At 71.4% G+C, this 22,406-nt stretch carries 15 protein-coding genes; 3 read left to right on the top strand and 12 right to left on the bottom strand.

Features of this window, described 5'->3' with window-relative positions; all coding sequences use genetic code 11:
• Positions 1 to 21: 21 nt before the first annotated feature.
• The gene (locus tag ABD169_RS03510) at positions 22 to 1,914 is read right to left on the bottom strand and encodes a cell wall-binding repeat-containing protein (RefSeq protein WP_344029378.1); all 1,893 of its coding nucleotides are present in this window, start codon (positions 1,912 to 1,914) and stop codon (positions 22 to 24) included.
• A gap of 152 nt (positions 1,915 to 2,066) precedes the next feature.
• On the opposite strand from ABD169_RS03510, the gene ABD169_RS03505 reads away from it, so the two are divergent.
• The 3 genes from ABD169_RS03505 to ABD169_RS03495 all read left to right on the top strand — a co-directional run bounded on the left by ABD169_RS03505 (position 2,067) and on the right by ABD169_RS03495 (position 8,201).
• Positions 2,067 to 3,905, top strand: a complete 1,839-nt coding sequence (locus ABD169_RS03505; protein WP_344029375.1) for a class I SAM-dependent methyltransferase — start codon at positions 2,067 to 2,069, stop codon at positions 3,903 to 3,905.
• A complete protein-coding gene (locus ABD169_RS03500) occupies positions 3,902 to 4,891 on the top strand; it encodes a glycosyltransferase family 2 protein (protein WP_344029372.1) in 990 nt (329 codons plus the stop codon). The genes ABD169_RS03505 and ABD169_RS03500 overlap by 4 nt, the downstream gene beginning before the upstream one ends.
• Positions 4,892 to 5,033: 142 nt before the next feature.
• Complete coding sequence (locus ABD169_RS03495) at positions 5,034 to 8,201, top strand: cell wall-binding repeat-containing protein (RefSeq protein ID WP_344029369.1); 3,168 nt, start codon at positions 5,034 to 5,036, stop codon at positions 8,199 to 8,201.
• On the opposite strand, the gene ABD169_RS03490 is transcribed toward ABD169_RS03495, so the two are convergent.
• From ABD169_RS03490 to ABD169_RS03440, 11 genes are all read right to left on the bottom strand, one after another.
• A complete protein-coding gene (locus tag ABD169_RS03490) occupies positions 8,129 to 9,358 on the bottom strand; it encodes an acyltransferase family protein (protein ID WP_344029366.1) in 1,230 nt (409 codons plus the stop codon). The two genes, ABD169_RS03495 and ABD169_RS03490, sit on opposite strands and share 73 nt — an antisense overlap.
• 8 nt (positions 9,359 to 9,366) lie before the next feature.
• The gene (locus tag ABD169_RS03485) at positions 9,367 to 10,446 is read right to left on the bottom strand and encodes a glycosyltransferase family 2 protein (protein ID WP_344029363.1); all 1,080 of its coding nucleotides are present in this window, start codon (positions 10,444 to 10,446) and stop codon (positions 9,367 to 9,369) included.
• A 25-nt stretch (positions 10,447 to 10,471) separates the two neighbouring features.
• On the bottom strand, positions 10,472 to 11,761 hold the full coding sequence (locus ABD169_RS03480; protein ID WP_344029360.1) for a nucleotide sugar dehydrogenase: 1,290 nt from the start codon (positions 11,759 to 11,761) through the stop codon (positions 10,472 to 10,474).
• Positions 11,762 to 11,786: 25 nt separating this feature from the next.
• Positions 11,787 to 12,935, bottom strand: coding sequence for a glycosyltransferase family 4 protein (locus ABD169_RS03475; protein ID WP_344029357.1), 1,149 nt, complete (start codon positions 12,933 to 12,935; stop codon positions 11,787 to 11,789).
• Positions 12,932 to 14,044 (bottom strand): glycosyltransferase family A protein, encoded by a 1,113-nt coding sequence (locus ABD169_RS03470; protein WP_344029354.1) that lies wholly within the window; start codon positions 14,042 to 14,044, stop codon positions 12,932 to 12,934. Before ABD169_RS03470 ends, ABD169_RS03475 begins: the two co-directional genes overlap by 4 nt.
• On the bottom strand, positions 14,037 to 15,287 hold the full coding sequence (locus ABD169_RS03465) for a glycosyltransferase family protein (protein ID WP_344029351.1): 1,251 nt from the start codon (positions 15,285 to 15,287) through the stop codon (positions 14,037 to 14,039). Before ABD169_RS03465 ends, ABD169_RS03470 begins: the two co-directional genes overlap by 8 nt.
• On the bottom strand, positions 15,287 to 16,447 hold the full coding sequence (locus ABD169_RS03460; protein ID WP_344029348.1) for a glycosyltransferase family protein: 1,161 nt from the start codon (positions 16,445 to 16,447) through the stop codon (positions 15,287 to 15,289). Before ABD169_RS03460 ends, ABD169_RS03465 begins: the two co-directional genes overlap by 1 nt.
• Positions 16,444 to 18,183 (bottom strand): ABC transporter ATP-binding protein, encoded by a 1,740-nt coding sequence (locus ABD169_RS03455; protein ID WP_344029345.1) that lies wholly within the window; start codon positions 18,181 to 18,183, stop codon positions 16,444 to 16,446. The genes ABD169_RS03460 and ABD169_RS03455 overlap by 4 nt, the downstream gene beginning before the upstream one ends.
• Before the next feature lie 35 nt (positions 18,184 to 18,218).
• Positions 18,219 to 19,400, bottom strand: a complete 1,182-nt coding sequence (locus ABD169_RS03450; RefSeq protein WP_344029342.1) for a glycosyltransferase family 4 protein — start codon at positions 19,398 to 19,400, stop codon at positions 18,219 to 18,221.
• 7 nt (positions 19,401 to 19,407) lie between these two features.
• A complete protein-coding gene (locus ABD169_RS03445; protein WP_344029338.1) occupies positions 19,408 to 20,520 on the bottom strand; it encodes a DegT/DnrJ/EryC1/StrS family aminotransferase in 1,113 nt (370 codons plus the stop codon).
• A gap of 137 nt (positions 20,521 to 20,657) precedes the next feature.
• Complete coding sequence (locus ABD169_RS03440) at positions 20,658 to 22,358, bottom strand: cell wall-binding repeat-containing protein (protein ID WP_344029335.1); 1,701 nt, start codon at positions 22,356 to 22,358, stop codon at positions 20,658 to 20,660.
• Positions 22,359 to 22,406 lie beyond the last annotated feature (48 nt).

The raw sequence follows: 22,406 nt of genomic DNA, 5'->3' as shown, positions 1-22,406 counted from the left end.
GCCGTCAAGCATATCTGCGGCCTAGTAGCTCGGCGCCGCGGGCAGGCCGAAGTACTGCTCGAGCGTGCGGATCCCCTTCGCACGCATGTCGCCGGCGATCGCGGTCCCGACGTAGCGGAAGTGCCAGGGCTCGTACTCGTACCCGGTGATGTGCTGCTGCCCCTGGTCGTAGCGGAGGATGAAGCCGTACTTGTAGGCGTTGGCGCGCAGCCACTGGCCCGCCGCCGTACCGCCGAAGCAAGCGTTCAGCACGCAGGACCCGCCGTCGTCGATGTCGGCGACGAGGCCTGTCTGATGCTCGGAGTATCCGGGGCGCGCCGTGGAGACATCGGCGGCGGCCCGTCCGGAGTTCGCGACGTTCGCGTTGTAGAGCCCCACCTGGTACTGGTAGCTCCGATAGCCGCTGCGGATCACCAGGTGCACTCCGGCGTTCTTCGCTGCGGCGTTCATCTGCTCGAGCGCGGTCGCGACCGCCGACCGCACCGGCTGCCCGTTCGCATTCGGGATCCCGGAGGGGGTCCGCAGGTCGCTCGGCTCGTAGGAGACCGGAGAGAGCGGCCGGCGCTTGTTGACCACCACCGAGATCGATCGCGGGTCCCGCAGCGCCGGAGGCTCGGCCACAACGGCCGTTTCGCTGGACCGGGTCGCGCGCGCGTAGCCGGAGCGGGTCGCGGTCACCGAGACCGAGAGCCGGGTGCCGCGATCCGCCCGGACGGGGACGTAGTTCTGCCCCGTTCCTCCGGCGATCGGGGCCCCATTCCTGCGCCACTGATAGGCGAGCGTCGTCGGAGCCGGCTGCCACGCGCCGGGAACCGCGGTGACCCGCTGCCCCTCGGCGACGCGTCCCGAGATCCGCGGAGTCGGTGCGCTCGCGAAGCAGCGGGCGCCCGCTCCGACCGCATCGGCGAGCACTGCGGTGCCACCGACGAGGAGCCGCGGTGCGCTACCCGCGGGAGCAGCGGCGCCCTGCACCGCATCGGGGACGCAGTCCGACCGGGTCAGGATCAGCGGGACACCGCGTGCTCCGGCCGCGGCGCCCGCGGAGAGCGCATCGGCGAAGCCGAACCCGTTCGCCCAGTAGCTGAACGGCGAGCCGGTTCCGAAGACCCCGGTGACGATCGCGGCGGTCGTGGCGAAGCGGTCGCTGCCGCCGTAGCGCACCACGGTGCGCCCACCGGCGGCGAGGGACCGGGCCATGCCGACGCTCACGACCCCGGTACCCCCGGCGATCCTGACCTCGGAGGTGCCGAGGTCCCGCAGCAGCTTCGCGGTCGCGGCCCCGGCAGAGGGATTGCCACCGGGCACCAGGACCACCGGGGACCCGAGCTTCGCCGCTGCGGCGCCGGCGGCGAGCGCATCGGCGAAGCCTGCGCCGGTGGCGACGAAGGCCGCGGCGGAGCCGTCGGCGCCCCAGCCGTAGCGGGCGATGGCCTCGGCCGTCGCGAAGCGGTCGGCACCGGAAAGGCGCGCGACGTTGCCGGCGAGCGAACGCAGTTGCGTCTCGACCGCGCGTTCGACGGCACCGGTGCCGCCCACGATGATGATGCGATCGGGTCGCAGCCGCTGGAGTTCAGCCCGGGTCGAGGCGGGCAGGGATCGGGTCCCGGTGAGCAGCAGCGGTGCTTCGAGCCGCGCCGCGAGCGGGACCGCGCTCAGCGCATCGGGGAAGTCGGTGCCGAGCGCGACCAGCGCCGTTCGACTGCCGGAGGGGTAGGCGTTCCGGGAGACGGCGACCGCGGTCGCATAGCGGTCCACACCCGCGAGCCGGGTCGTCTGGTCGGTCGGGGGCGGCGCGACGACGCCTGCCGCCGCCGCCCGGGGAACGGCGGGTGCGACGATACCGGCGCACACCAGGCCCGTGAGCGCCAGGGCACTGGCGAGCGCTCTTCCGAACCGAAAAGAGTGTGCGCGCATGGCAGCTCCTGGGCGATCGACCGTCGTTGGTGCGGCAAGCATAACCGCGAGTCGAAACATTCCAAATGCACAGGAGGCTCGTGGCGCGGTCGAGCGCGTAAACTCATCGGGAGCGCCTGCCGAACGGCGCGGAAACGACTGCTCTCGAGAACATGCCCTTCACTGCGACGCCCCGCGGCCTGACTCTTCCGGATCTGACCGACGACGTGCGATCCGTCGACGTCTGCTTCGGCGAGCAGCGCGTGTGGTCCATCGATCTCCTCGACCGCGGCGAGGCCCCGACGCAGGCCCTGCCCTGGCCCGCCGTGCTGCGCCCGCATCTCGCGGGTCATACCGAGGTCGTACTCCGGCGTTCCGGCGACGGCGGCGAACTCGGCCGCGCGTCGGTGTCGTTCAGCGAGCATCCGCACGAGACGCGGGTCGTCGACGCCGAGGGCATCCCCCTCGCGATCAACAAGTGGGGCCGGCTGGGCAAGACCCTCGAGGCCGGCAACGTCGGCGTGCAGGAGCGGATCCTCGACCGCACCGAGGAGGTCGTCGCGCACCTCGTCGAGATGGGCCTGCGTCCCTTCGTCGTCGGCGGAACGCTGCTCGGCGGCGTCCGCGAGGGCGCACTGCTCCCGCACGACGACGACGCCGACGTCGCCTACCTCTCGGAGTTCACCAATCCGGCCGACGTCGCCCGCGAGGGCTTCGCCGTCGGGCACCGGCTGCAGCGGCTGGGCTACGAGCTCGTACGGCACAGCGCTACCCACATGCAGCTGTACTTCCGCAGCGACTCGGGTTCCGTCGACCACTACGTCGACGTGTTCACGGCATTCTTCACCGACGACGGCAACATCAACCAGCCGTTCCACGTCCGCGGTCCGCTGCGCGAGGATCAGATGCTGCCGTTCGGAACGGTCTCGATCGCGGGCCGCGACTTCCCGACCCCGGCGGACCCCGACGCCTGGCTCGTCATCAACTACGACGAGAACTGGCGCACGCCGATCCCCGGCTACCACCTGGGCACCCCGCGCAGCACCTCCCGGCGCTTCCAGAGCTGGTTCGGCTCGTACCACTTCAAGCGCGACTTCTGGAACGAGTTCTACGAGGGCACGGCGGAAGCCGGCGACCCCGACGCCCGCTGGGCCGCCCACGGCGAGTGGATCCTCCGGCAGAACGCGTCGCTGACCGCGCCCGTGCTGCTCGAACTGGGCGCCGGGAGCGGCGCGCTGAGCGCCCGGCTCCGAGCGCAGCGCCCCGCGGCCGGCCGGGAGCCCGGCCGGCGGGTCATCGCGAGCGACTACTCGACCTACGCTCTCGCGGTCGAGCGGGCGCGAGCCGAGCAGACCGCCGAAGCGGATCGGTTCGAGGTCGCGCACCTGAACCTGCTGCGGACCCTCTCGCTCGATGTGTTCCGCCGACTCGGGGCGACCGGGGCGGTCGACATCGTCGCCAACCATGTGCTCGAGCAGATCAACCAACCCGCGCGCGCGAACGCGCTACGCCTGATCCGCATGGCGCTCCGCTCCGGCGGTTCCGCGGTCGCGACCGTCCACGGCCAGCACGCACCGGACGTCTCCTTCGACGATCCGACCACCTGGCACCTGAGCACCTTCGACCTCGCACGAGAAGCGAAGGCGCTCGGGCTCGGCGTCGAGTTCGAATCGCTCGGCGACGTGCCCGACGAACCGGACCGCCGGTCCTACGGAGCTCGGTTCACCCTCGCGGAAACGCACCTCCCGCAGAAAGAGATCTCCATGAAGCAACGTCTGAAGCGCCTCGCGATGCGCGCCCGGCCCAGCGGAACCCGTGCCGAGCTGGATGCGCTCACCGAGCGCGTGCACGAGCTCGAGAACGAGCTCGACGAGTACCGCCGGGACAGCCTCCGCGTCGCCGAGCTGCTCGACCTGGCCGAGCAGCGCCTCACCCCGGGCGACGCTCAGGCGAGCGGTGCAGGATCGGTTCCGGCCGCCGACCGCGACCACGAGCCGAAAGCAGGAGAATGAGCGAGTCCGAGTCCGAGTTCCACCCGGGCACACACCCGATCACCGTCGTCGGGGATTCCCTCTCGGCCGCGGGCGAGCACGCTCGCGTGGCCGCGATCATCGTCACGTTCAACCGGCTGGCGAAGCTCCCGAAGACGCTCGAGACGGTGCGCGCGCAGACGCACGGTTGCGAGTGGGTCGTCGTCGTGAACAACGCCTCGACCGACGGCACGCGGGAGTACCTCGACGGGCTCGACGACCCGCGGCTCGTCGTGCTGCACCTCGACGAGAACCTCGGTGGCGCCGGCGGCTTCGAGCACGGCATGGCGCACGGGATCAACCTCGGGGCCGACTACGTCTGGATCATGGACGACGACTGCTATCCGGATCCGAGCGCGCTCGAGATCCTGCTGGAGCAGCGCGACACCGCATCGCAGAAGCTCGGGCGCGAGGTGCCGTTCGCGTGCTCGCTCGTGAAGTACATCGACGGCTCGCTGTGCGAGATGAACAACCCCATCACCACTTGGGACTGGCCGCGCGCCTACCTCGCCGGGGCGAAGTCGCTGCTCGTCGTCGAGTGCACGTTCGTCTCGGTGCTCGTGCCCCGCTGGGCCATCGAGGAGCAGGGCCTGCCGCTCGGCGAGTACTTCATCTGGTTCGACGACAAGGAGTACACGAAGCGGCTCACCCGTGCGTACGGCCCCGGCATCATCTCGCTCGACAGCGAGGTCGTGCACGACATGGGCGTGAACGCGGGGGTGAACTACCGCGAGGTCGACGAGAGCAACGTCTGGAAGTTCGAGAAGGGCGCCCGCAACCAGGCCTCCTACCGTCTCCGCAACGAGGGTCGCCTCTCGTACCTGCTCTACTACCGCAGGCTCTTCCGCGAAATGCGCGAGGGCAAGGTCGCGAAGCCCGTGCGCAAGCGCATGTTCCGCGCGCTCAAGGCCGCCCGCTCGTTCGACCCGAAGCCGCGCTTCCCGGACGACGCCCGCTACCGCCGGTAGCCTCGGCGGGCGGCCCAGGCCCAGGCCCCGGCGGGCGGCGGGCTATTTGATCCTTCAATCAACAGGGATTAGGCTGATTCGTACATCGATCCGCCTTCTCTCGCGCAGGAGTCACGCTCGCCGAGGACACCCCGGAGGTTCTGTGACCCGCTTCCGCCCGCGTTCCGCGCGCCTGGCCACTGTTCTGACCGCGCTCGTCGCAGCCGCAGCGCTCGCCGTCTCGTCGGCTCCCGCGCTCGCCGAGGACGGCGTGCCACCGCTCACGGCGCCCCCGGCAGAGGGCGGAGCGACCCCGCCGGAGACCGACCTGCCCGCGCCGGATCCCGGCAGCGAGCGGGCGCCCGTCGGCGACCCCATCCTCGACGGCAGCACCGCAGCACCGCAGCCGGAGTCCTTCGGCCCGGCGGCGGCCCCCGGTTCGGCCTTCCCCGGGGCCGCATTGCGCACCAACGCCATCACTTCGGGCACCGTCGACGAGGCCGGCGGACGGATCTACTCGGCTTCCCGCACCGCGTCGCCCGCGACCCTGTTCACGAGCGCGATCGGCACCGGGGCCGTGACGCAGCAGCAGCGGATCCCCGTCGGGACCGGCTCGTGGGACATGGAGATGAGCGGCACCACCCTCGCCATCGGCACGAGCGCCGCGACCAATGCGAAGACGACCTGGCTCGTGGGCTACGACACCGGTGCCGGGAAGTTCACGAAGACCGTGCCCCTCCCCGGCGCGAACATCGTCATGACCGTGATCGAGGACACGGTGCTGTCGACGCCCGGGAACGGACGCTACTTCTGGGCGGGGACCTACGCGGCCACCGGAGCCCGCCTGTTCCGGGTCGATCTCCTCGCCGGCACCGCGAAGGACTACACGCCGCCGACCGGGTGGGCCGGCTACCGCTACGTGCGCGCGCTGACCGCCGACGCTTCCGGGATCACCATCGGGCTCGGCAACCCGGCAGCGGTCTGGCGCCTCACCCCGAAGCAGCAGGCGCCCACGAGGTGGGCCGAGGCGAGCTCCGCGGCGGAACCGCACGCGATCGTCTACGCGCTCGCTACGCTCCCCGCGGCGGGGAACGGGCAGCCGGATACCGTCGTGATCGGGACCGAGGGCACCGCCACGGTCTCCGTGGTCTCTGCACCGGCTGGCGGCACCAATGGCGGCAAGAACGGATCCGCGCGACGCAGCCTCCAGCTCCCCGAGAGCAACACGGTCGACCGCATCGCCGTCGATCGCGCGTCCCGAACCGCCTGGTTCACCACACGCCCCCTCGGCACCCTGTTCTCGCTCGCGCTCGACGACCCCGCCGCGCAACCGGTCTCGGTGGCCACGCCGGTACCCGGGAGCGAGACGCGCACCCTCGAGGTGCGGAACGGGCTCGTGCACGGACTCACCGGCACGAGCGACTATTGGACCCTCGATCCCTCCACCGGCACCGTGGGGACGCCGATCCGCATGGTCGGGAGCGCTCAGGAGAAGGTCGACTTCAACCCGCAGGGCGTCGTCCCCTTCGCCGGACGGGTCCTGGTCAACGGCCACTGGCGCTACCAGGTCCACGGCGACCCGAGCACGAGCAGCATCGACGTCCCCGGCGAGCCGAAGGCCCAGGTGGTGGTCGGCGACACCATGTACTCCGCCATCTACCCCTCGGGTAGCGTCTACGCGATCGAGTCCGACCTCTCCACGCACCCGGTCGCGCGCATCGGCAACGGTCAGATGCGGCCCGGCGCCATCGTCTACCTGCCCGGACGAGATCGCCTCGCCGTCGCGACCGGACCGGCCTACGGCAAGTACGGCGGCGGACTGAGCCTCGTGTCGCGCGACGGGGCGACGCCCCCGCAGGTGTTCACCCGCCCGGTCGGCGACCACATCATCAGCGCGCTGCAGCCGCGCGGCGACGATCTGCTGCTCGGCACGCAGACGCTCGGCGAGGCCATGCCCGAGCTGCCCGGCCAGCGCGCCCAGATCCGGCTCTGGCGCCCGCAGGGCAATGCGACCACCGGGACCACGGTCTGGTCGCGCACCGTCCCCTTCGACGCGCAACGCATCACCGGGATCGAGCTGGTCGAGGACGAGACCGGGTCCTACGTCCTGGCCGCGGCGCAGGGCACCCTGACTGGCAAGGGGTGGCTCGTCGTGCTCGACCCCGCGAACGGTTCGGTGCTCTGGTCGAAGGCGACCGGCACATACGTCGCCTCGCTCTCGCAGACGCAGGGCGTCGTCACCGCCCAGATCGGCACGCGCATCGTCCGGATCGGCTCGACCCGGTCCGATGCCGCCTTCGCGAACGTATCGGATCCGGCGCCCGGCTACGCGGCGTCCTACTCGAAGCTCTCGCAGGCCGACGGACCCCTGCAGCTGGCCTACGTCTCCGCCGGCGCGCAGGGGGTCGCGGGGCTCGCACAGCAGGGGGCGCCGCGCACCCCCTACCGGATCTCCGGCGAGGATCGGTACCAGACCGCCGCCGCCGTCTCGCGCCAGACCTACCAGCGAGCGAGCACGGTGCTGCTCGCGCGCGGCGACGACTTCGCCGATGCACTGTCCGCGGGCCCGCTCGCTGCGGCGCTCGACGCACCCGTGCTGCTGGTGCAGGGCGGCAAGCTGACCCCCGAGACGCGGGCCGAGATCAGCCGTCTCGGCGCACGCACCGCCATCGTCGTCGGAGGAACCGGCGTCATCCCGAACTCGGTCGCGAAGACGCTCCCCGCGGGCGTCTCGCTCGACCCGAAACGGCTGCAGGGCGCGAACCGGTACGAGACCTCCGTCGCCATCGCCGAGCGACTGCAGCGCGAACTCGGCGGTGCCCGCATCGGCGTACTCGCCACCACCGGGACGTCGTTCGCCGACGCGGTCGCCGCGGTCCCCGCCGCCGTGTCGATGAAGCGCGCCATCGTGCTCGTCGACCGCACGCCGGCGGCACGGCGCGCCATGACCTTCGTCACGGGCCGACCGATCGAGGCGCTCGGCGGCCCCGCAGCCTCGGCGCTCGACGCGGCACGGATCCGGATCGACTCCCGCGTCGTCGGGGAAGACCGTTACGACACCGCGGCGCGGATCGCGAGCCGGCACTTCGGCGCCACCGAGCGGGCCTACGTCGCCTCGGGCAGTTCGTTCCCCGACGGGCTCACCGCGGGCGTCCTGGCCGCGAAGCAGGGCGCACCGCTGCTGCTCTCGATGCAGCGGGCCCTGCCGAATGCCACGGCCGGGGCGATCGCCGCCGACGGGGCGGGATCCCGCCGGAGCTACCTCGTCGGCGGCGTCGGCGTGCTCGATCCGGTGCTCGAGGGCGCGCTCGCCGCGCTGCCCTCCCGCTGAGCCGGATCGGGTTCCCCCGCCCGCGCGGCGGTCGCGCGCGGGGGTACGGACCCGGTGAGCCGCGCGTCGCCCCAGCGGCGCATCCGCCGCTCGAGGGGGTGCTCCACGAACCGGTACAGCGCCCAGGCGAGCAGCAGTGAGATCGCGAGCACGATCGGGTACCAGACGAGGTTCGACCAGGATCCGCGCTGGTGCCCCGCGAACGCCATCACCGCGTACATCGCCGTGGCGTGCACCAGGTAGAAGGCGAACGACCACTCGCCGAGCTTGACCATGACCGGATGTCGCAGCGCGGAGCGCCCGCCGTCGAGATCGCGCTGCGCGACGGCCCAGATGATGATCCCGAACAGCACGACCATGATCTCGTTGTCGAAGCGGCCCGTCAGCGCCAGCACCGGTTCGAGCGCGGCGATGCCGAGCCGGCCGCCGACGATGCGGCCGAGCACGTACACCCCGAGAAGCGCGAACGCCCAGAACGGCCGGACCCCGATCCGCCGCCCCGCACGCAGCAGGAGCGCGATCCCCATGCCGAGCAGGAACTCGCTGACGCGGGTGATCGGGAGCGGGAGCTGGCTCCACCAGCCGGCCGGGCCGTAGGCCACCAGGGCGCGGTAGGCGAAGGCCGCGAGCGGGACCGCGACGGTGAAGATCACGATCCCCCGCCGCCCGATCCGGTTCAGGATCCGGAGCACCCACGGGTGCACGGCGTAGAAGAACGCCTCGACGGTCAGGGTCCATGCGGCCGGGTTTCCCGCGAAGAGCACCGCCGGGTTGCTGCTCCACCCCTGCAGCAGCAGCGCCGCGAGCACCAGCAGGCCGATATCGAGGGGTTTCATCCAGCTCTGCACGGGCTCGCCCGGGAACAACTGGTAGAAGACCGGGATCGCGAGGAGCAGCGCGACGAGGTTGGCGGGCCAGATCCGGGCGAACCTGCGCCAGTAGAAGTTCCGCACCGTGGTCGGCTTGACCGCGGACCAGGTGAGCACGAAACCGCTCAGCACGAAGAAGAACGCGACGCCCGCGTTGCCGACGGGCGCGAAGGCGTTGAGCACCGGCACCGGCGCGAAGACGCGCATGTGGAAGATGAACACCCCGAAGGCCGCCCACCAGCGCAGACCCGTCAGGGAGTCGAGCCGCGGACGGGTCGGCGGAAGCACGGTCCCACTCATCGCGTACGCACCAGCATCGCGCCGGCCAGGTGCGTGCGCAGCGGTGCCTGGCGGCCCAGTGCGCGCCACCAGCTGCGCGGGATCAGCGCTGCCGGCGAGCGGAGCGACCCCCGCGCCGCCACCAGCGCGGCGAGCCGGTCGCTCGACCCCTCAGCGGCCAGGACGGCCGAGAGGAGCCGATCCTCCGCAGCGGAGAGCGCGTTGCGGAGCCGCGGTTCGGTCTCGACGAGGCGCCGGGCGACCTCGGAGAGCTCCGCCGCGACGGCGCCGTCCCACTGCGCGAGTCGGTTGTTCACCGCGTCGAAGAGCTGCAGGCGCACCAACTTCACGAGCAGCGCCGAGCGGCTCCGCGCATCGCGCATCCAGGAGGTGCCCGGGTCGAGCAGCTCGTCGAGGTAGCGGAACTCGTCGACGACCGGGGGGACGTCGGCCGTCACGCGATCCTGCTGGTCCGTCAGCTCGCGGTACCCCGGCGCACCGACCGGGTAGGAGACCCGTGCGCCGGAGAACCACAGCTCCGCGGTGAAGCGGTGGTCCTCGCCCGTGCGAAGCCCCTCGGAGAAGCGCAGCTCGAGAAAGCGGGCGCGGCGGATCAACCCGCCGTGCACTGCGGTGCGGTAGCTCAGACGGTCCCGCGCACCGTCCAGGCGGCAGCGACGCCCGACCCGCACGGGCGGAGCCGACTCGACCCGGCCCGCCGCCGAGCGCTTCGCGGCGATGACGGCGTCGGCACGGTCCCGCTCCGCGGTCGCGAGCCAGGAGTCGATCGCCCCGAGTTCGAAGACGTCGTCCGAGTCCAGCATCGACACGTAGCGCCCGGTCGCGATCGAGAGGCCGTGGTTCTTCGGCCCGGCGGGGCTCTGCAGTCCGTCGTCGAATCGGACGACGCGCACGCGCGCGTCGTCGGCCACCTCTCCGAGCGGCCCGCGCAGCGTCTCGGGGTCCAGGTGGTGGGCGACCACGGTCACCCGCACGTCGGCGGAGGTCCCGTCGAGCGCGGAGGCCACGGCGCGGCCGATCGGTCGGGTCTCGCGATGCACTGCGATCACCACATCGACCATCGGCTCGGCGCTCATCGGTGAAGCGTCTTCACGGCCGGGATCAGGCGCCGATGACGATGCGCGGGACGCCCGTCCACTTCGCGGCGTCGGTGGCGTTGCGCCCGTCGGCGAAGAGCTTGATGCCCGGGAAGTCGGTCGGGCCGAGCGCCAGGTAGTCGGCGTGGTCGGCCTGCAGGATCGCCACGTCGACAGGGTCGCCGATCGAGTGCGCCGTGAAGCCGTAGCCCGCGAGCTCCTCATCGGAGAACAGCGGGTCGTGCACGGTCACGATCGCACCGCGCGCGGTGAGCTCCTCGACCGTCGGGAAGACGCCCGAGACCGCGGTCTCCTTGACGCCGCCGCGGTACGCCGCGCCGAGCACGACGACGCGCTGTCCGGCGAGGTCGCCGATGGTCTGCTGCACGCGGTCCACCACGTAGGCGGGCATGGTCGCGTTGTAGTTGCGCGCCGTGCGCACGATGTCGGCGTCGGGGTCGGTCGACAGGTAGAGGCGCGGGTAGACCGGGATGCAGTGCCCGCCCACGGCGATGCCGGGCCGGTGGATGTGGCTGAACGGCTGCGAGTTGCAGGCTTCGATGACCTTGTAGACGTCGATGCCCGCGGTGTCCGCGAAGCGCGCGAACTGGTTCGCGAGGCCGATGTTCACGTCGCGGTAGGTGGTCTCCGCGAGCTTCGCCATCTCGGCGGCCTCGGCGGTGCCCATGTCCCAGACACCGTTCGGGCGGGGGAGGTCGGTGCGCTCGTCGAAGGTGAGCACCGCCTCGTAGAACTCGATGGCCTTCTGCGTGCCGGCCTCGTTCAGACCACCGACGAGCTTCGGGTACTTCTTGAGGTCGGCGTACACGCGGCCCGTAAGCACGCGCTCCGGCGAGAACACCAGGTGGAAGTCGGTGCCCTCACGAAGACCCGAGACCTGCTCGATGAGCGGCTTCCAGCGGGTGCGGGTGGTGCCGACGGGGAGCGTGGTCTCGTAGGAGACGAGCGTGCCCGGGGTCAGGTGCTCGGCGAGGGAACGGGTCGCCGCATCCATCCACTTGAAATCGGGCTGCCAGGTCTCCTCGTCGACGAGCAGCGGCACCACGAGTACGACGGCGTCGGCACCGGGGATGGCATCGGCGTAGTCGGTGGTCGCACGGAGCTTGCCCGCGGGCACGAGCTCGGCGAGCTTCTCGGCCAGGCCGGCTTCGCCGGGGAACGGCTCTTCGCCGCGGTTGATGCACTCGACGAGCGCCTGGTTGACGTCGACGCCGACCACGTCGTGCCCCATCGAGGCGTACTGCGTGGCGAGGGGGAGGCCGATCTTGCCGGTGGCGACTACTGCGATCTTCACGGAAGCAGTCTACCGGCGCGCGGCGTCACCCGCCGTTCGCCTCCGGAGGACGCAGTCCGGCCTCCCGGTAGACCCGCGCATAGCGTTCCCAGCGCGCACCCTCGTCGAACCGCTCGGCGGCAGTGGAGGCGATCGCCGTTCGGGCGGGCAGCGCCGGGTCGTCGACGAGCGCCTCGACCGCGTCGGCGAGCGCGGGGCCGCCGAAGCGGTCCACCGGCACCAGTCGCGACGAGTCGGAGTCGAGGAAGTCCAGGAAGCCGCCGCGATCCCCCGTGACGATCGGCAGCCCGGCCGACGCGGCCTCGGCGAGAGCGACGCCGAAGGTCTCGAAGCGCGTCGGGAGTAGGAACAGGTCGGCCGCCGCGAGTTCCCCGGCCACGGCGTCCGGCTCGAGCTGCCCCGGGAGACGCAGGTGCTCGGCGACGCCGGCCTCCTCCGCGCGCTCGCGCATGCGCTGAGCGAGCGGCCCCGAGCCGACCCAGGTGAGGGTGGCGGATCGGCCCCGGCGACGCAGCTCGATCATCGTCTCGAGCGCCTCCATCGGCCCCTTGTTGTCGGCGATCGCGCCGACCCCGAGCAGCGCGACCTCGGAGAAGTCCCAGGCGGAGTCGGACACCGGAACCGACGGGACCATGACCGCGTTGCCGATGACGGCGGGCGCTGAACCGCTCCAGCGCTGCAGGGCTCCGGCGAGGAAGCCGCTGACCGCGACAACCCGATCCGGACGTCGCAGCTGTCTGCGGAGGAAACGCTGGACCAGGCGCGAGCGACCGCTGCCCTCGGGGTCGCGCAGCAGCCCCGACCAGTGCTCGGTGTGCACCCACGGCACCCGCACCCGGGTACCGACGAGCGGCGTGAGCGCCCCCATGGCCATGGTGTGCAGCAGCTGCGCACCACGCAGTTCGCGCCGCACGGCAGAGGCCGCCGCCGCGAGGCTGCGGTAGTCGGAGAAGGCGAACGGCGCCCGCACCGTGCGGAATCCCGGCCACTCCGGCTCGTTCGCGAGGTCGGCATCGAAGAACTGCGGGGCGCCGACGTGCACCACGGTGACCTCGGCATGCTCCGCGAGCAGCTCGACATCCCGCAGCACGAAGATGCCGGCACCGGGCGATGCGTTCGTGGGGAACCACGGGGTGACCACCGTGATCCGCGGGCGAGCCGTCGACGCGCTCATCGGCCGCCCCGCCTGCCCACGATCATCGACGCGATGCCGTAGCGCAGCGGACCCTGCGCCGAGAACCAGAGGAGCGGGTTGCGCGTCAGCGCACCGCGCGGAGTGAATTTGCGCGACCAATCCGCCGTGGCCGTGGCGAACCGCGCTCCGTCGGACGTCTGCGCGGCCTCGAGCAGCGCCCGCTCGGCGATCGAGAGCCGACTCTCGGCCGTCGGGCCGAGCGCGCGGAGCTCGCCGAGCAGCCCGCTCAGGAACTCCGCGTCGTCCCGGCTCAGCGCGCTGCTGCTCGAGCCGCGCGGTGCGAGCGAGCCCAGCACCTGCACGCGGAGCAGTTTGACCGCGAGCGCAGCACGGACCCCGCCGTCGAGCTCGGCGAGGAACGGCGCGGTGGCCAGGTCGCGCACCGAGGCCAGGTCGGCCGCCAGCGGCCGTCTGGTCGCGGTGACCCGGTCATCGCCGTCACGATTCACGATGTAGCCGGCGAACGAACCGGCGAAGACCACCGGCGCTCCCGAGGTCCAGACCAGCGCAGAGTACGCGAGGTCCTCTCCCGTCGGGAACCCCTCGCGGAGCCGCAGGTCTCCGAAGCGCGCGCGAGAGATGAGCCCGAGCGGCGCGCTGCGATAGAGCAGGCGGTCGCGGACCGGATGCCGCACACCGCGCGCGAACGGCCGCACGGGCGGCTGCGGGGCGATCGGACCGTCCGCGTAGTCGATGCGCGCGATGATCGCCGCAGCGCCGGAGCGTCGCTGCTCGGCGAGCCAGCGGTCGATCGCATGCGGGGCGAACTCGTCGTCCGAACCGAGCAGCGAGGTGAACTCCGCGGTGGCGAGTTCCAACCCGCGGTTCATCGGACCGGCCGGGCTCGGGATCCCGTCGACGAAGGGCTCGATGCGCAGACGCCCGTCGGTCGCGAACTCGGAGAGCGCCTCCCGGATCGGCTCCGGGTCGGTGTTGTGCACCACGACCGTGACGCGCACGGGCGCATCGGTGTGTTCGAGGATCGAGGCGACCGCTCGACGCACCGGCCGCTGCGGGGTGTGCACCGCGATCACGACGTCGACGACGGGTTCGAGGCCCGGCGCCGCGGATCCGTTCGAATCAGGCACCGCGTCCGCTCCCCTCGACGTCGAGCCAGTGCGCGCCGAGCACGGCTGCGCTCATGCGCCCGTCGTGGACGGCGCGCACGAACTCGGCGCCGGCGGCGCCGATGCGGCGCATCTCGGCGCGGTCGGCCAGGAGCGCGCGCAGCTCGGTCTCCACCGTGTCGGGATCGGCCTCGACGATGGGCAGCTCCTCACCGGTCGCCGAGCGCACCCACTCGCGCACCTCCGGCGAGACGTGCCCGAGCACCACGCGTCCGGAGCTCATGGCCTCGCAGGCGGTGACCCCGTAGCTGCCGAGGCGGAACTGATCCAGCACGATGTCGGCAGCGCCGTATACCTCGGGCATCCGGGCCGACGGCACTCCGCGCACCGGACGGTACTCGATGAGGCCTTCTTCCTGCAGCGCGAAGAGCACCGGTTCGACGAGGTCGGTGCCCTTGGTCTTGGCCTGGCTCGGCACGTGCGCCACGACCGGCACCTCGCGGTCGCCCGCGACCGACTCGCCGGCCCACTTCTCGGGATCGACGACCACGGGGCACCACTCCGCCTCGGGCAGGAAGTATTTGAGGTCGGGGGTGGACACGAAGAAGGGGCCGCCGAGTCGCCGCAGCGCCGCGAGGTTGCGCGTCGCCAGCGTCTCCTGCCGCCCCCAGTACGCGTCCGTGTCCTGGAACACCGACCAGTGCGTCGTCGGGACGTGCAGGCTCGGCACGCGGATATCGGTGCCGTGCGCGAGGAAGGCGACGCTGAGGCCCCGGGCCCGGAGTTCGCGCGCCTCGGCTTCGAAGTCGGCGAAGCGACGCCCGAGCAGCGGGCGCTCCGCTTCGACGAGCACGTGCGTGCAGCGCTCGATCGCCGCGAGCTGCGCATCCTGCCACGCGCGCGACGAGGCGTGCACGTGCAGCGGCACCTCGGTGTCGGTGTCGAAGGCGAATCCGCCGGGCACCTCGATCGCGAAGTCGTAGCTCCAGTTCTGCGGCCGCGCACGCTGCAGCGCGCGCGCCCAGAGCAGGCCCTGGCCCGAGTAGTTGACCGGGCCGATCACGACGCGCTCAGCCTGGTTCTCGGGAACCTGCGGCGGCGCGGGGATCTCGCCCGGCGCCGCGCTGCGTGAGGCGGGCGAGAGCCACCTGAGCAGGAAGGTCGGCGGATGATCGACGACCCCGTCGATCGCCCGGTTGACCCAGCCCGGGAACCGGTGCCGTCTGGCGAGCACCCGAGCGACGATCTCGGCGGGACTCGGCATCAGCGATCCACCTTCCCCTCCGCGTCGACGATCGCGGCGATCGCCCGTTCCCATCCGGAGTTCTGCTGCTCCGCGGACAGCGGCACGGCCGCGGCGTCCGCAGCCCGCTTCCACGCGGAGACCTCTTCGGCGGTGAGCCCGCCGATCAGGTCCACGAGGGTCTGCAGCTCGAAGTCATCGGTGACGGCACCGATGCCGTGCTCCAACACGATGCGCGCCATCGACTCGTTGGGGCCGGTGACGACCCCGAGCCGAGCCTGCACGTAGTCGAAGAGCTTGTTCGGCAGCGCGAGCGCGAGGTTGGTCGGTTCGAGCGGCAGGATCGGGATCCCGATGTCGTAGTCGCGGAGCGTCGCCGTCAGCTCGTGCTGCGGTACGGGCGGGAGCACCCTGATGCGCGGTCCGAGCTCGTCCGCGAGCGCGAGGAGCTCGTCGTGGTACGGGGTCCCCTCCCCCGTCAGGAAGAGGTCGAGCGTCGGCTCCCCCGCGGCCTCGGCGACCGCGTGCATGACCAGTTCCACCTTGCGCGGACGCTGGGCGATCCCCGAATAGACGAAGCGCAGCGGCGTCGCCGCGGGCTGCACCTCGGTCTCGAGATAGGGGCTGGCGTTCACCACGACCCCCGCGTCGAGTCCGTAGCCCGCCGCGTAGCGCTCGGCGATCGGCTCGCTCACCGCGGTCCAGCTGCGCCCGCGCACGGCGTACCGCCTGAGCTGCCACTCGAGGTAGGGCAGGCGGTGCTTCACCCACGTCGGCACGTTGTCGTCGGTGCCGGGGAAGAACTCGTGGAGATCGAAGTGGATCCGGTTGCCCTCGGCGACGGAGAGCGCCAGCATGACGGTGTTGAGATCGTTCGCGAGCACCGCGTCGAACGCGCGTCCGCGCAGCGTCCTGCGGGCGATGCGCGGAATCGAGGACATCCAGTACGCGGCGCGGTACGCGCGCAGGCGGATCAGCGCGTCGGTCGCCAGCGACCGGAACCGCGAACCGTCGGTGCCGAGCTCGATGTGCTCGACGCCGGGGATCGGCTGCGGGCCGAAGCCGCAGGTCGTGACGCGGTACTCGTCGGCGAAGAGCCTGACCTGTCGCAGCACCCGAGCATCCATCGAGATGTTCGAGAGCGACAGGATCAGCAGCCGGGGGCGGTCCTGGGCGTTCATGCGAGACCCGCCAGTTCGGCCTGCACCCGGAAGTCGGGCACCTGGGCCACGACCTCGTCGAAGGTGCCCTGACCGCGGATCTTGCCGCCGTCGAGGTAGCACACCTGGTCGTAGTCGCGGATCGTGGCGAGCCGGTGCGCGATGGTCACGAAGGTCACCTCGCCGGCGAGCGCCCGCATCGACTCCATCACCCGGTTCTCGGTGGCGGTGTCGAGCGCGCTCGTCGCCTCGTCGAGCACGAGCACGAACGGATCGCTGTAGAGCGCCCGAGCGATGCCCAGGCGCTGCTGCTGCCCGCCCGAGATGGAGGCCCCGCGCTCACCGAGCTTCTCCTCGACGCCCTCGGAGCGGTCGAGGAGCCCGTCGAGCTGCGCGCGCCGCAGCGATTCGCGCACGCGCTCCTCGTCGTACTCGTCGCCCCAGGTGAGCGCGACGTTCTGCGCGATGCTGCCGTCGAAGACCGCGACCCGCTGGGGCACGTAGCCCACCCGGCTTCGCCACTGCCCGAGCACGGAGTCGAGCGGGCTGCCGTCGATCTCAATGACTCCACCGGTGGGGGTGCTCAGCCCGAGCAGCAGGTCGATCAGCGTCGACTTGCCCGCGCCGGAGGGACCGACGACCGCGAGCCGGGAGCCGAAGGGGATCTCGAGATCGATGTCGTCGAGCACGTCCACCTCCGCCCCCGGGTATCGGAAGCTGACCCCGCGGAGGGCCAGCACCGAGGGCTCGGACGCCAGCTCGGCGGTGTCGGCGGCGCTCACCGGGTCGACCGCCTGCAGCGGGGCGCGCTTGAGCTCGCGGATCACATCTCGGGCATACACCTCCGAGCCCACAGCCGAGGTGAAGCTGCTCTGCACCGCGTTCATCGCCGGGATCATGCGGAAGCCGGTCGCGGCGAAGAGCGAGACGGAGACGACGGCGGCCTGGGGCCCGCCCAGCAGGAAGGACGCCCCGCCGATCAGCAGGAACCCGCCGATGAGCGCCGCGTCGAACGCGTACTTGGGCACGATCCCGTAGAACGAGAGGTTGGCGCGGGCTCGCGTCGCCACCGAGCGGTTGCGCGACACCACCTCGCCGATCTCGTCGAGCTTGCCGCGGAGCGTGACCTCCTTGAGGGCCTCCACCATCTCGGTCATGATCGTGGCGGCGCGGTAGGCGTAGGTGCGGTTGTCACGCCCGGCGCGCTGCGCGCGGCGGGTCACGATGAGGAGCATGCCGATCGAGATCGCCGAGAGGTAGAGGAGCGCGATGAGCGCCGAGAGCGGCTGCGCGACGACGAGCACGCCCAGCACTCCGACGAAGGTGAGCGCATTGCCGGGGATCTGCGAGAGCGGGAGGATGAACTGCAGGTTGGTGTTGGCCATCGAGCTGTCCACGATGCGCGTGATCTCGGCGGTGCTCAGCCGGGACCGCTCCTCCCAGCTGGAGTGGGTGTAGGCACGGAAGAGCTCGTTGCCGATCTCGAGCTCGTAGCTCGCGAAGCGACGGGTGGCGAACCAGTGCAGCAGCACCGCGCACACGCCCTTGGTGACGAACAGCGCGCAGATGGCGACCACGAAGACCGGGGTCGCCGAGGCCGGCAGCTCGCCGAGCACCGGCAGCACGATCGGCTTGCCCGAGACGAGCGGCGTCACGGCGAGCGCGATCAGCGCGAGCGCGACGGTATCGAGGATCGCCAGCAGACTGGTCACGATCGAGTACCAGACGTAGAACGGCTTGGCTCCGCGAGGGAGCACCTCGAAGAGTTCTCCGAGCGTTCTCCAGAGTGATTTCATCGCGTTCCAGGTCCGATCTCTTGTTCGATCTCGCGCACCGCGGCCTGGGCCGAGCGCCGGATCGAGACGTTGTCAGCGGCCCACGCCGCGGTCGCGGAGCGCTGCGCGGGCGTCGCCGGAGCGGCGAGCTCGCGCAGCATGGCGGCGGCCAGCTCCTCGGCGTCCCAGGGAGTCCCCTCGCCGATGGCGCGTCCGTCGACCTCGGAGCGCACGAACTCCAGCGCGGGGCCGAGCCCCGCGAAGATCACGGGGGTGCCGCAGGCGGCCGAGCTGTAGAGCTTGGTGGGGAAGGCGAAGTCGTATCCGGCCCCCGGGCGGCAGGTGGCGACCGACGCCGCCGCGCCCCGCAGCACCTCGGCGAGGGCCGCCGGAGGAAGCACGGGCCGGAACTCCACCGCTGCGGACACTCCGAGCTCGTGGGTTCGCTCCACGAGCCGTTCGCGCTCGGACCCGCCGCCGATGAACAGCAGCCGTGCGTCTTCGCGCTGCGCGCGGACGGCGGCGAACGCGTCGACGAGGACCTCGGCCCCGTGCCACTCGGATGCCGTGCCCGCGTAGACGAACGTCGGATGCTCGGTCTCCACGGCAGCGCCGTCCGCGCCGTACGGGGTCACGTCGACCCCGTTGCCGATCATGGTGACGCCCTCGGTGATCCCGAGCTCGGCCAGGCGGTCGCGGACTCCCGGCGACACGGCGAGCACGATCCGGGCACCGCGCAGCACCCAGCGCTCGACCGCGGCGACGATCCGGACGATCGCGCCACCAGCACCCGTCTGGCTCGCCGCATCCGACCAGATGTCGGCCGCGTAGTAGACGTAGGGCGTCCGTCGGATCGCGGTCGCGATCCTTCCGAAGAAGCCCGTGGTGGGCGGCGGCTCGATCACGACGGCGTCGAAACGACTGCCGAACAGGATGCGGAACAGCAGCGGGACGTCGAAGCTCAGGTACTGCAGGTATCCGCGCACGTATCCCGTGCGATCGCGCAGCACGGGGAATCGCCGCACGCGGTACGCGCGGGCACCGTCGTCGGCCGCGGCGGCGAGGTGCTTCGGCGGTTTCACGGTCAACACCGTGACCTCGTGGCCGGCCTCGGTCAGCGCGTTCGCGAGCGCAGCGAGGCGCACCGAAGCCGCGCTCGGTTCCGGTTCGAAGATGCGGCTCGCGATGGCGACTCGCATGATCCCCTTACGCGCCGGCGCGCACGACCGCGGAGACCGCGGTCACGATGCGCTCGAGATCGCCCTCGGTGAGCGACGGGTGCACCGGCAGCGAGAGCACCTCGCGGGCGGCGCGCTCGGTCTCGGGCAGGTCGAGGCCCGGAGCGAAGGGCGCGAGCGAGGGCAGGCGATGGTTCGGGATCGGGTAGTAGACCCCCGAGCCCACGCCGTGCTCCTCCTTCAGCGCGGTGTGGATGCGATCGCGCTCACCGGCGTCGAGTCGGACTGTGTACTGGTGGTAGACGTGCACGGCGTTCTCGTGCACCTTCGGCGTCCGCACACCGTCGATCTCGGCGAGCCCGGCGTTCAGCACGGCCGCGTTGCGCTGGCGCTGGGCGGTCCAGCCGTCGACCTTGGTCAGCTGCACGCGGCCGATCGCCGCGTGGATGTCGGTCATGCGGGTGTTGAAACCGATGACCTCGTTCGCGTACTGCGTCTCCATGCCCTGGTTGCGCAGCAGGCGCATCTGCCGGGCGATCTCCTCGGTGGAGCAGGTCACCATGCCGCCCTCGCCCGAGGTCATGTTCTTGGTCGGGTAGAGGCTGAACATGGCGAACGCGCCGAGGGTGCCGACGGGGCGGCCGCTCCAGCTCGCGCCGTGCGCCTGCGCCGCGTCCTCGTAGATGGCGAGGCCGTGCTCCTGCGCGATCGCCTCGATCTGATCCACCAGGAACGGGTGCCCGTAGAGGTGCACCGGCATGATCCCCTTGATGCGCGGCGTGATCGCGGCGCGCACCGCCTCGGGATCGAGGGTGAAGAAGTCGGGCTCGATGTCGACGAACACCGGGGTCGCCCCGGTGAGCGCGACCGAGTTGCCCGTCGCGGCGAAGGTGAACGACGGCACGATGACCTCGTCGCCCGGGCCGACGCCCGCCGCGAGGAGCCCGAGGTGCTGACCGCTGGTGCCCGAGTTGACGGCGACCGTGGTGCGTCCCTGCACGAAGTGCTCGGCGAACTCCTGCTCGAAGGTCTTCACCTCGGGGCCCTGCGCGATCATGCCGGATCGCAGCACGCGGTCGACGGCGGCGCGCTCCTCGTCACCGACGATGGGCTTCGCTGCGGGGATGAACTCGGGTGCCATGGATATGCGACCTTTCTGAACCGGGCGCGCTGGATCGGCGCACCCACGAGAATACCGTGCCCCGCCGGGTCGCCGATGAAACGGCGGCGGGCCGGGAGCGATTCCACGCTCCCGGCCCGCCACGATCGCTCCGGGCGTCAGACTCCGGAGTTCTCGGTCACCATGATGTACATCGACGCGTAGGCGATGCTCTTCGTGTCGTAGTAGCCGATGCTGAAGGAGAAGCGGATGTCGCCCTGCGGCTCGAGCAGCCAGCTCTTGATCTCGGCGTCGCCGATCCACATGTCCCAGGTCTTCTGCAGACGGTTCGGGTAATTGTTGTAGGACGTCGACTGCGCGATCGTGCCGATCGGCGGCTTCGGGTTCTCGAGCTGGGACCCGGTGCGGATCCCCGCCTTCGAGCGGTTGACCGCCCAGTTGTACGCCGAAGTGCCGATCCACTGCTTGCGATCGATCGTGCGCTGGGCATCCGCGATACGGAAACCCGACTCGCCGTTGCTGTAGCGGAACGCGTTCGCCTTCGTGTACAGCCACTGCATGCCGCTGAAGTTCGCGGCGCTCGCGCCGGACGGCTTCTTCATGCACTCGTTGCCGTAGAGCACCGTGTTGGCGAGCGCACCGGTCCCGCCGAGCAGGAACGTGTCGTTCCCGGCGATGCGATCGTTCGCCGTGTAGATGCTCGTCGGCACGCAGCTCGGCGTCGAGAGCAGCAGCGGGGAGCCCTTGGCGCCCGAGACGGCGCCGCCGGCGAGCGCGTCGGCGAAGCCGGATCCGCTCGCCCAGTAGGTGTTCACCCGGTTGGCCGCGGAGAAGATGCTGTTGTCCTTGGCGATGCTCGCCGAGGTGTCGTAGCGGTCGGCACCCGCGTAGCGCTTCACCGTGCGACCAGCCGAGATCGAGCTCTGGATCCCGTTCGAGACCGCGCCGGTGCCGCCGGCGATCCGCACGGTGCTGACGCCCAGTCGCGTGAGCTCGGACTTCACAGCCGCGGGAGCGGTGCGCTGGGTGCCGGGGACGAGCAGCACCGGAGCTTTGAGCTTGCCCGCTGCCGCACCCGCGGAGAGCGCGTCGGCGAAGTTCGCGCCGGTCGCCAGGAACGCGTTGCTCGCGCTGCCGTTGGGCCAGCCCTCCTTCGCGATCGCGATCGAGGTGGCGTAGCGGTCCGCGCCGGCGACCCGCTTGACGTCGCCCGTCAGGCCCTTGAGCTTCGAGACGACGCTGTTGCTGACCACCCCGGTGCCGCCGACCACGATGATGCGGCTCGGCTTCAGGCGCTTGATCTCGGCGAGCGTGGGGGCCGAGATGCTCTTCGGACCGCTGAGGAGCAGCGGCGCCTTCAGCTTCGCGCCGAGGGCACCCGCGCTCAGCGCGTCGGGGTAGTTGAGACCGTTGGCGACGATGACCGTGGATGCGGTCGAGGGGTAGCCGTGCTTGGACACCGCGACCGCCGTGTCGAAGCGGTCCGCACCGCTGATCCGCTTGTTGGGGGTGCCGTTCATGTAGCCCGCCGGGGCGAACTGGTCGTCTTCAACCTTCGATTCGCTGACCGCGACGGGGGCGTTCGCGGTCGGCGCGGCAGCGGCCGGCGCATCGGTCGCAGCGGGGGCCGGCGAGGTCGGCGTCGGTGCGTCGCCAGCCGGCGCGTCCGGGGCCGGAGTCTCGGCGGCGGGGCTCTCCGGCGCCGCGTTCCCGGCATCCGGCGTCTCGGCCGGAGCGGTCGTCTGCGGTTCGACCGGCTGCGGCGCGGCGTCCTCGGCCCAGGCCGGCGTCGTCAGACCGGCGATCAGTGCGCAGCTCGCGATCGCCGCGACCGCGAACGCGGATTTCCTCTGAATCATCTTCGATTTCTCACTTCATTCGGGGGGATGAGATTTCGGAGTCTCCCA

Origin of the sequence: Leucobacter iarius (assembly GCF_039530105.1) — a bacterium.
Taxonomy (GTDB): Bacteria; Actinomycetota; Actinomycetes; order Actinomycetales; family Microbacteriaceae; genus Leucobacter; species Leucobacter iarius.
Note: the sequence above shows the minus strand (reverse complement) of the source record. Positions and strands in the feature narration are given on the sequence as shown.

Bases quoted from the DNA above. Each gene is read 5' to 3' on its own strand.
- ABD169_RS03510 (WP_344029378.1), bottom strand. From the start codon at position 1,914: ATGCGCGCACACTCTTTTCGGTTCGGAAGAGCGCTCGCCAGTGCCCTG.
- ABD169_RS03505 (WP_344029375.1), top strand. From the start codon at position 2,067: ATGCCCTTCACTGCGACGCCCCGCGGCCTGACTCTTCCGGATCTGACC.
- ABD169_RS03500 (WP_344029372.1), top strand. From the start codon at position 3,902: ATGAGCGAGTCCGAGTCCGAGTTCCACCCGGGCACACACCCGATCACC.
- ABD169_RS03485 (WP_344029363.1), bottom strand. From the start codon at position 10,446: ATGAGCGCCGAGCCGATGGTCGATGTGGTGATCGCAGTGCATCGCGAG.
- ABD169_RS03475 (WP_344029357.1), bottom strand. From the start codon at position 12,935: ATGAGCGCGTCGACGGCTCGCCCGCGGATCACGGTGGTCACCCCGTGG.
- ABD169_RS03465 (WP_344029351.1), bottom strand. From the start codon at position 15,287: ATGCCGAGTCCCGCCGAGATCGTCGCTCGGGTGCTCGCCAGACGGCAC.
- ABD169_RS03460 (WP_344029348.1), bottom strand. From the start codon at position 16,447: ATGAACGCCCAGGACCGCCCCCGGCTGCTGATCCTGTCGCTCTCGAAC.
- ABD169_RS03450 (WP_344029342.1), bottom strand. From the start codon at position 19,400: ATGCGAGTCGCCATCGCGAGCCGCATCTTCGAACCGGAACCGAGCGCG.
- ABD169_RS03445 (WP_344029338.1), bottom strand. From the start codon at position 20,520: ATGGCACCCGAGTTCATCCCCGCAGCGAAGCCCATCGTCGGTGACGAG.
- ABD169_RS03440 (WP_344029335.1), bottom strand. From the start codon at position 22,358: ATGATTCAGAGGAAATCCGCGTTCGCGGTCGCGGCGATCGCGAGCTGC.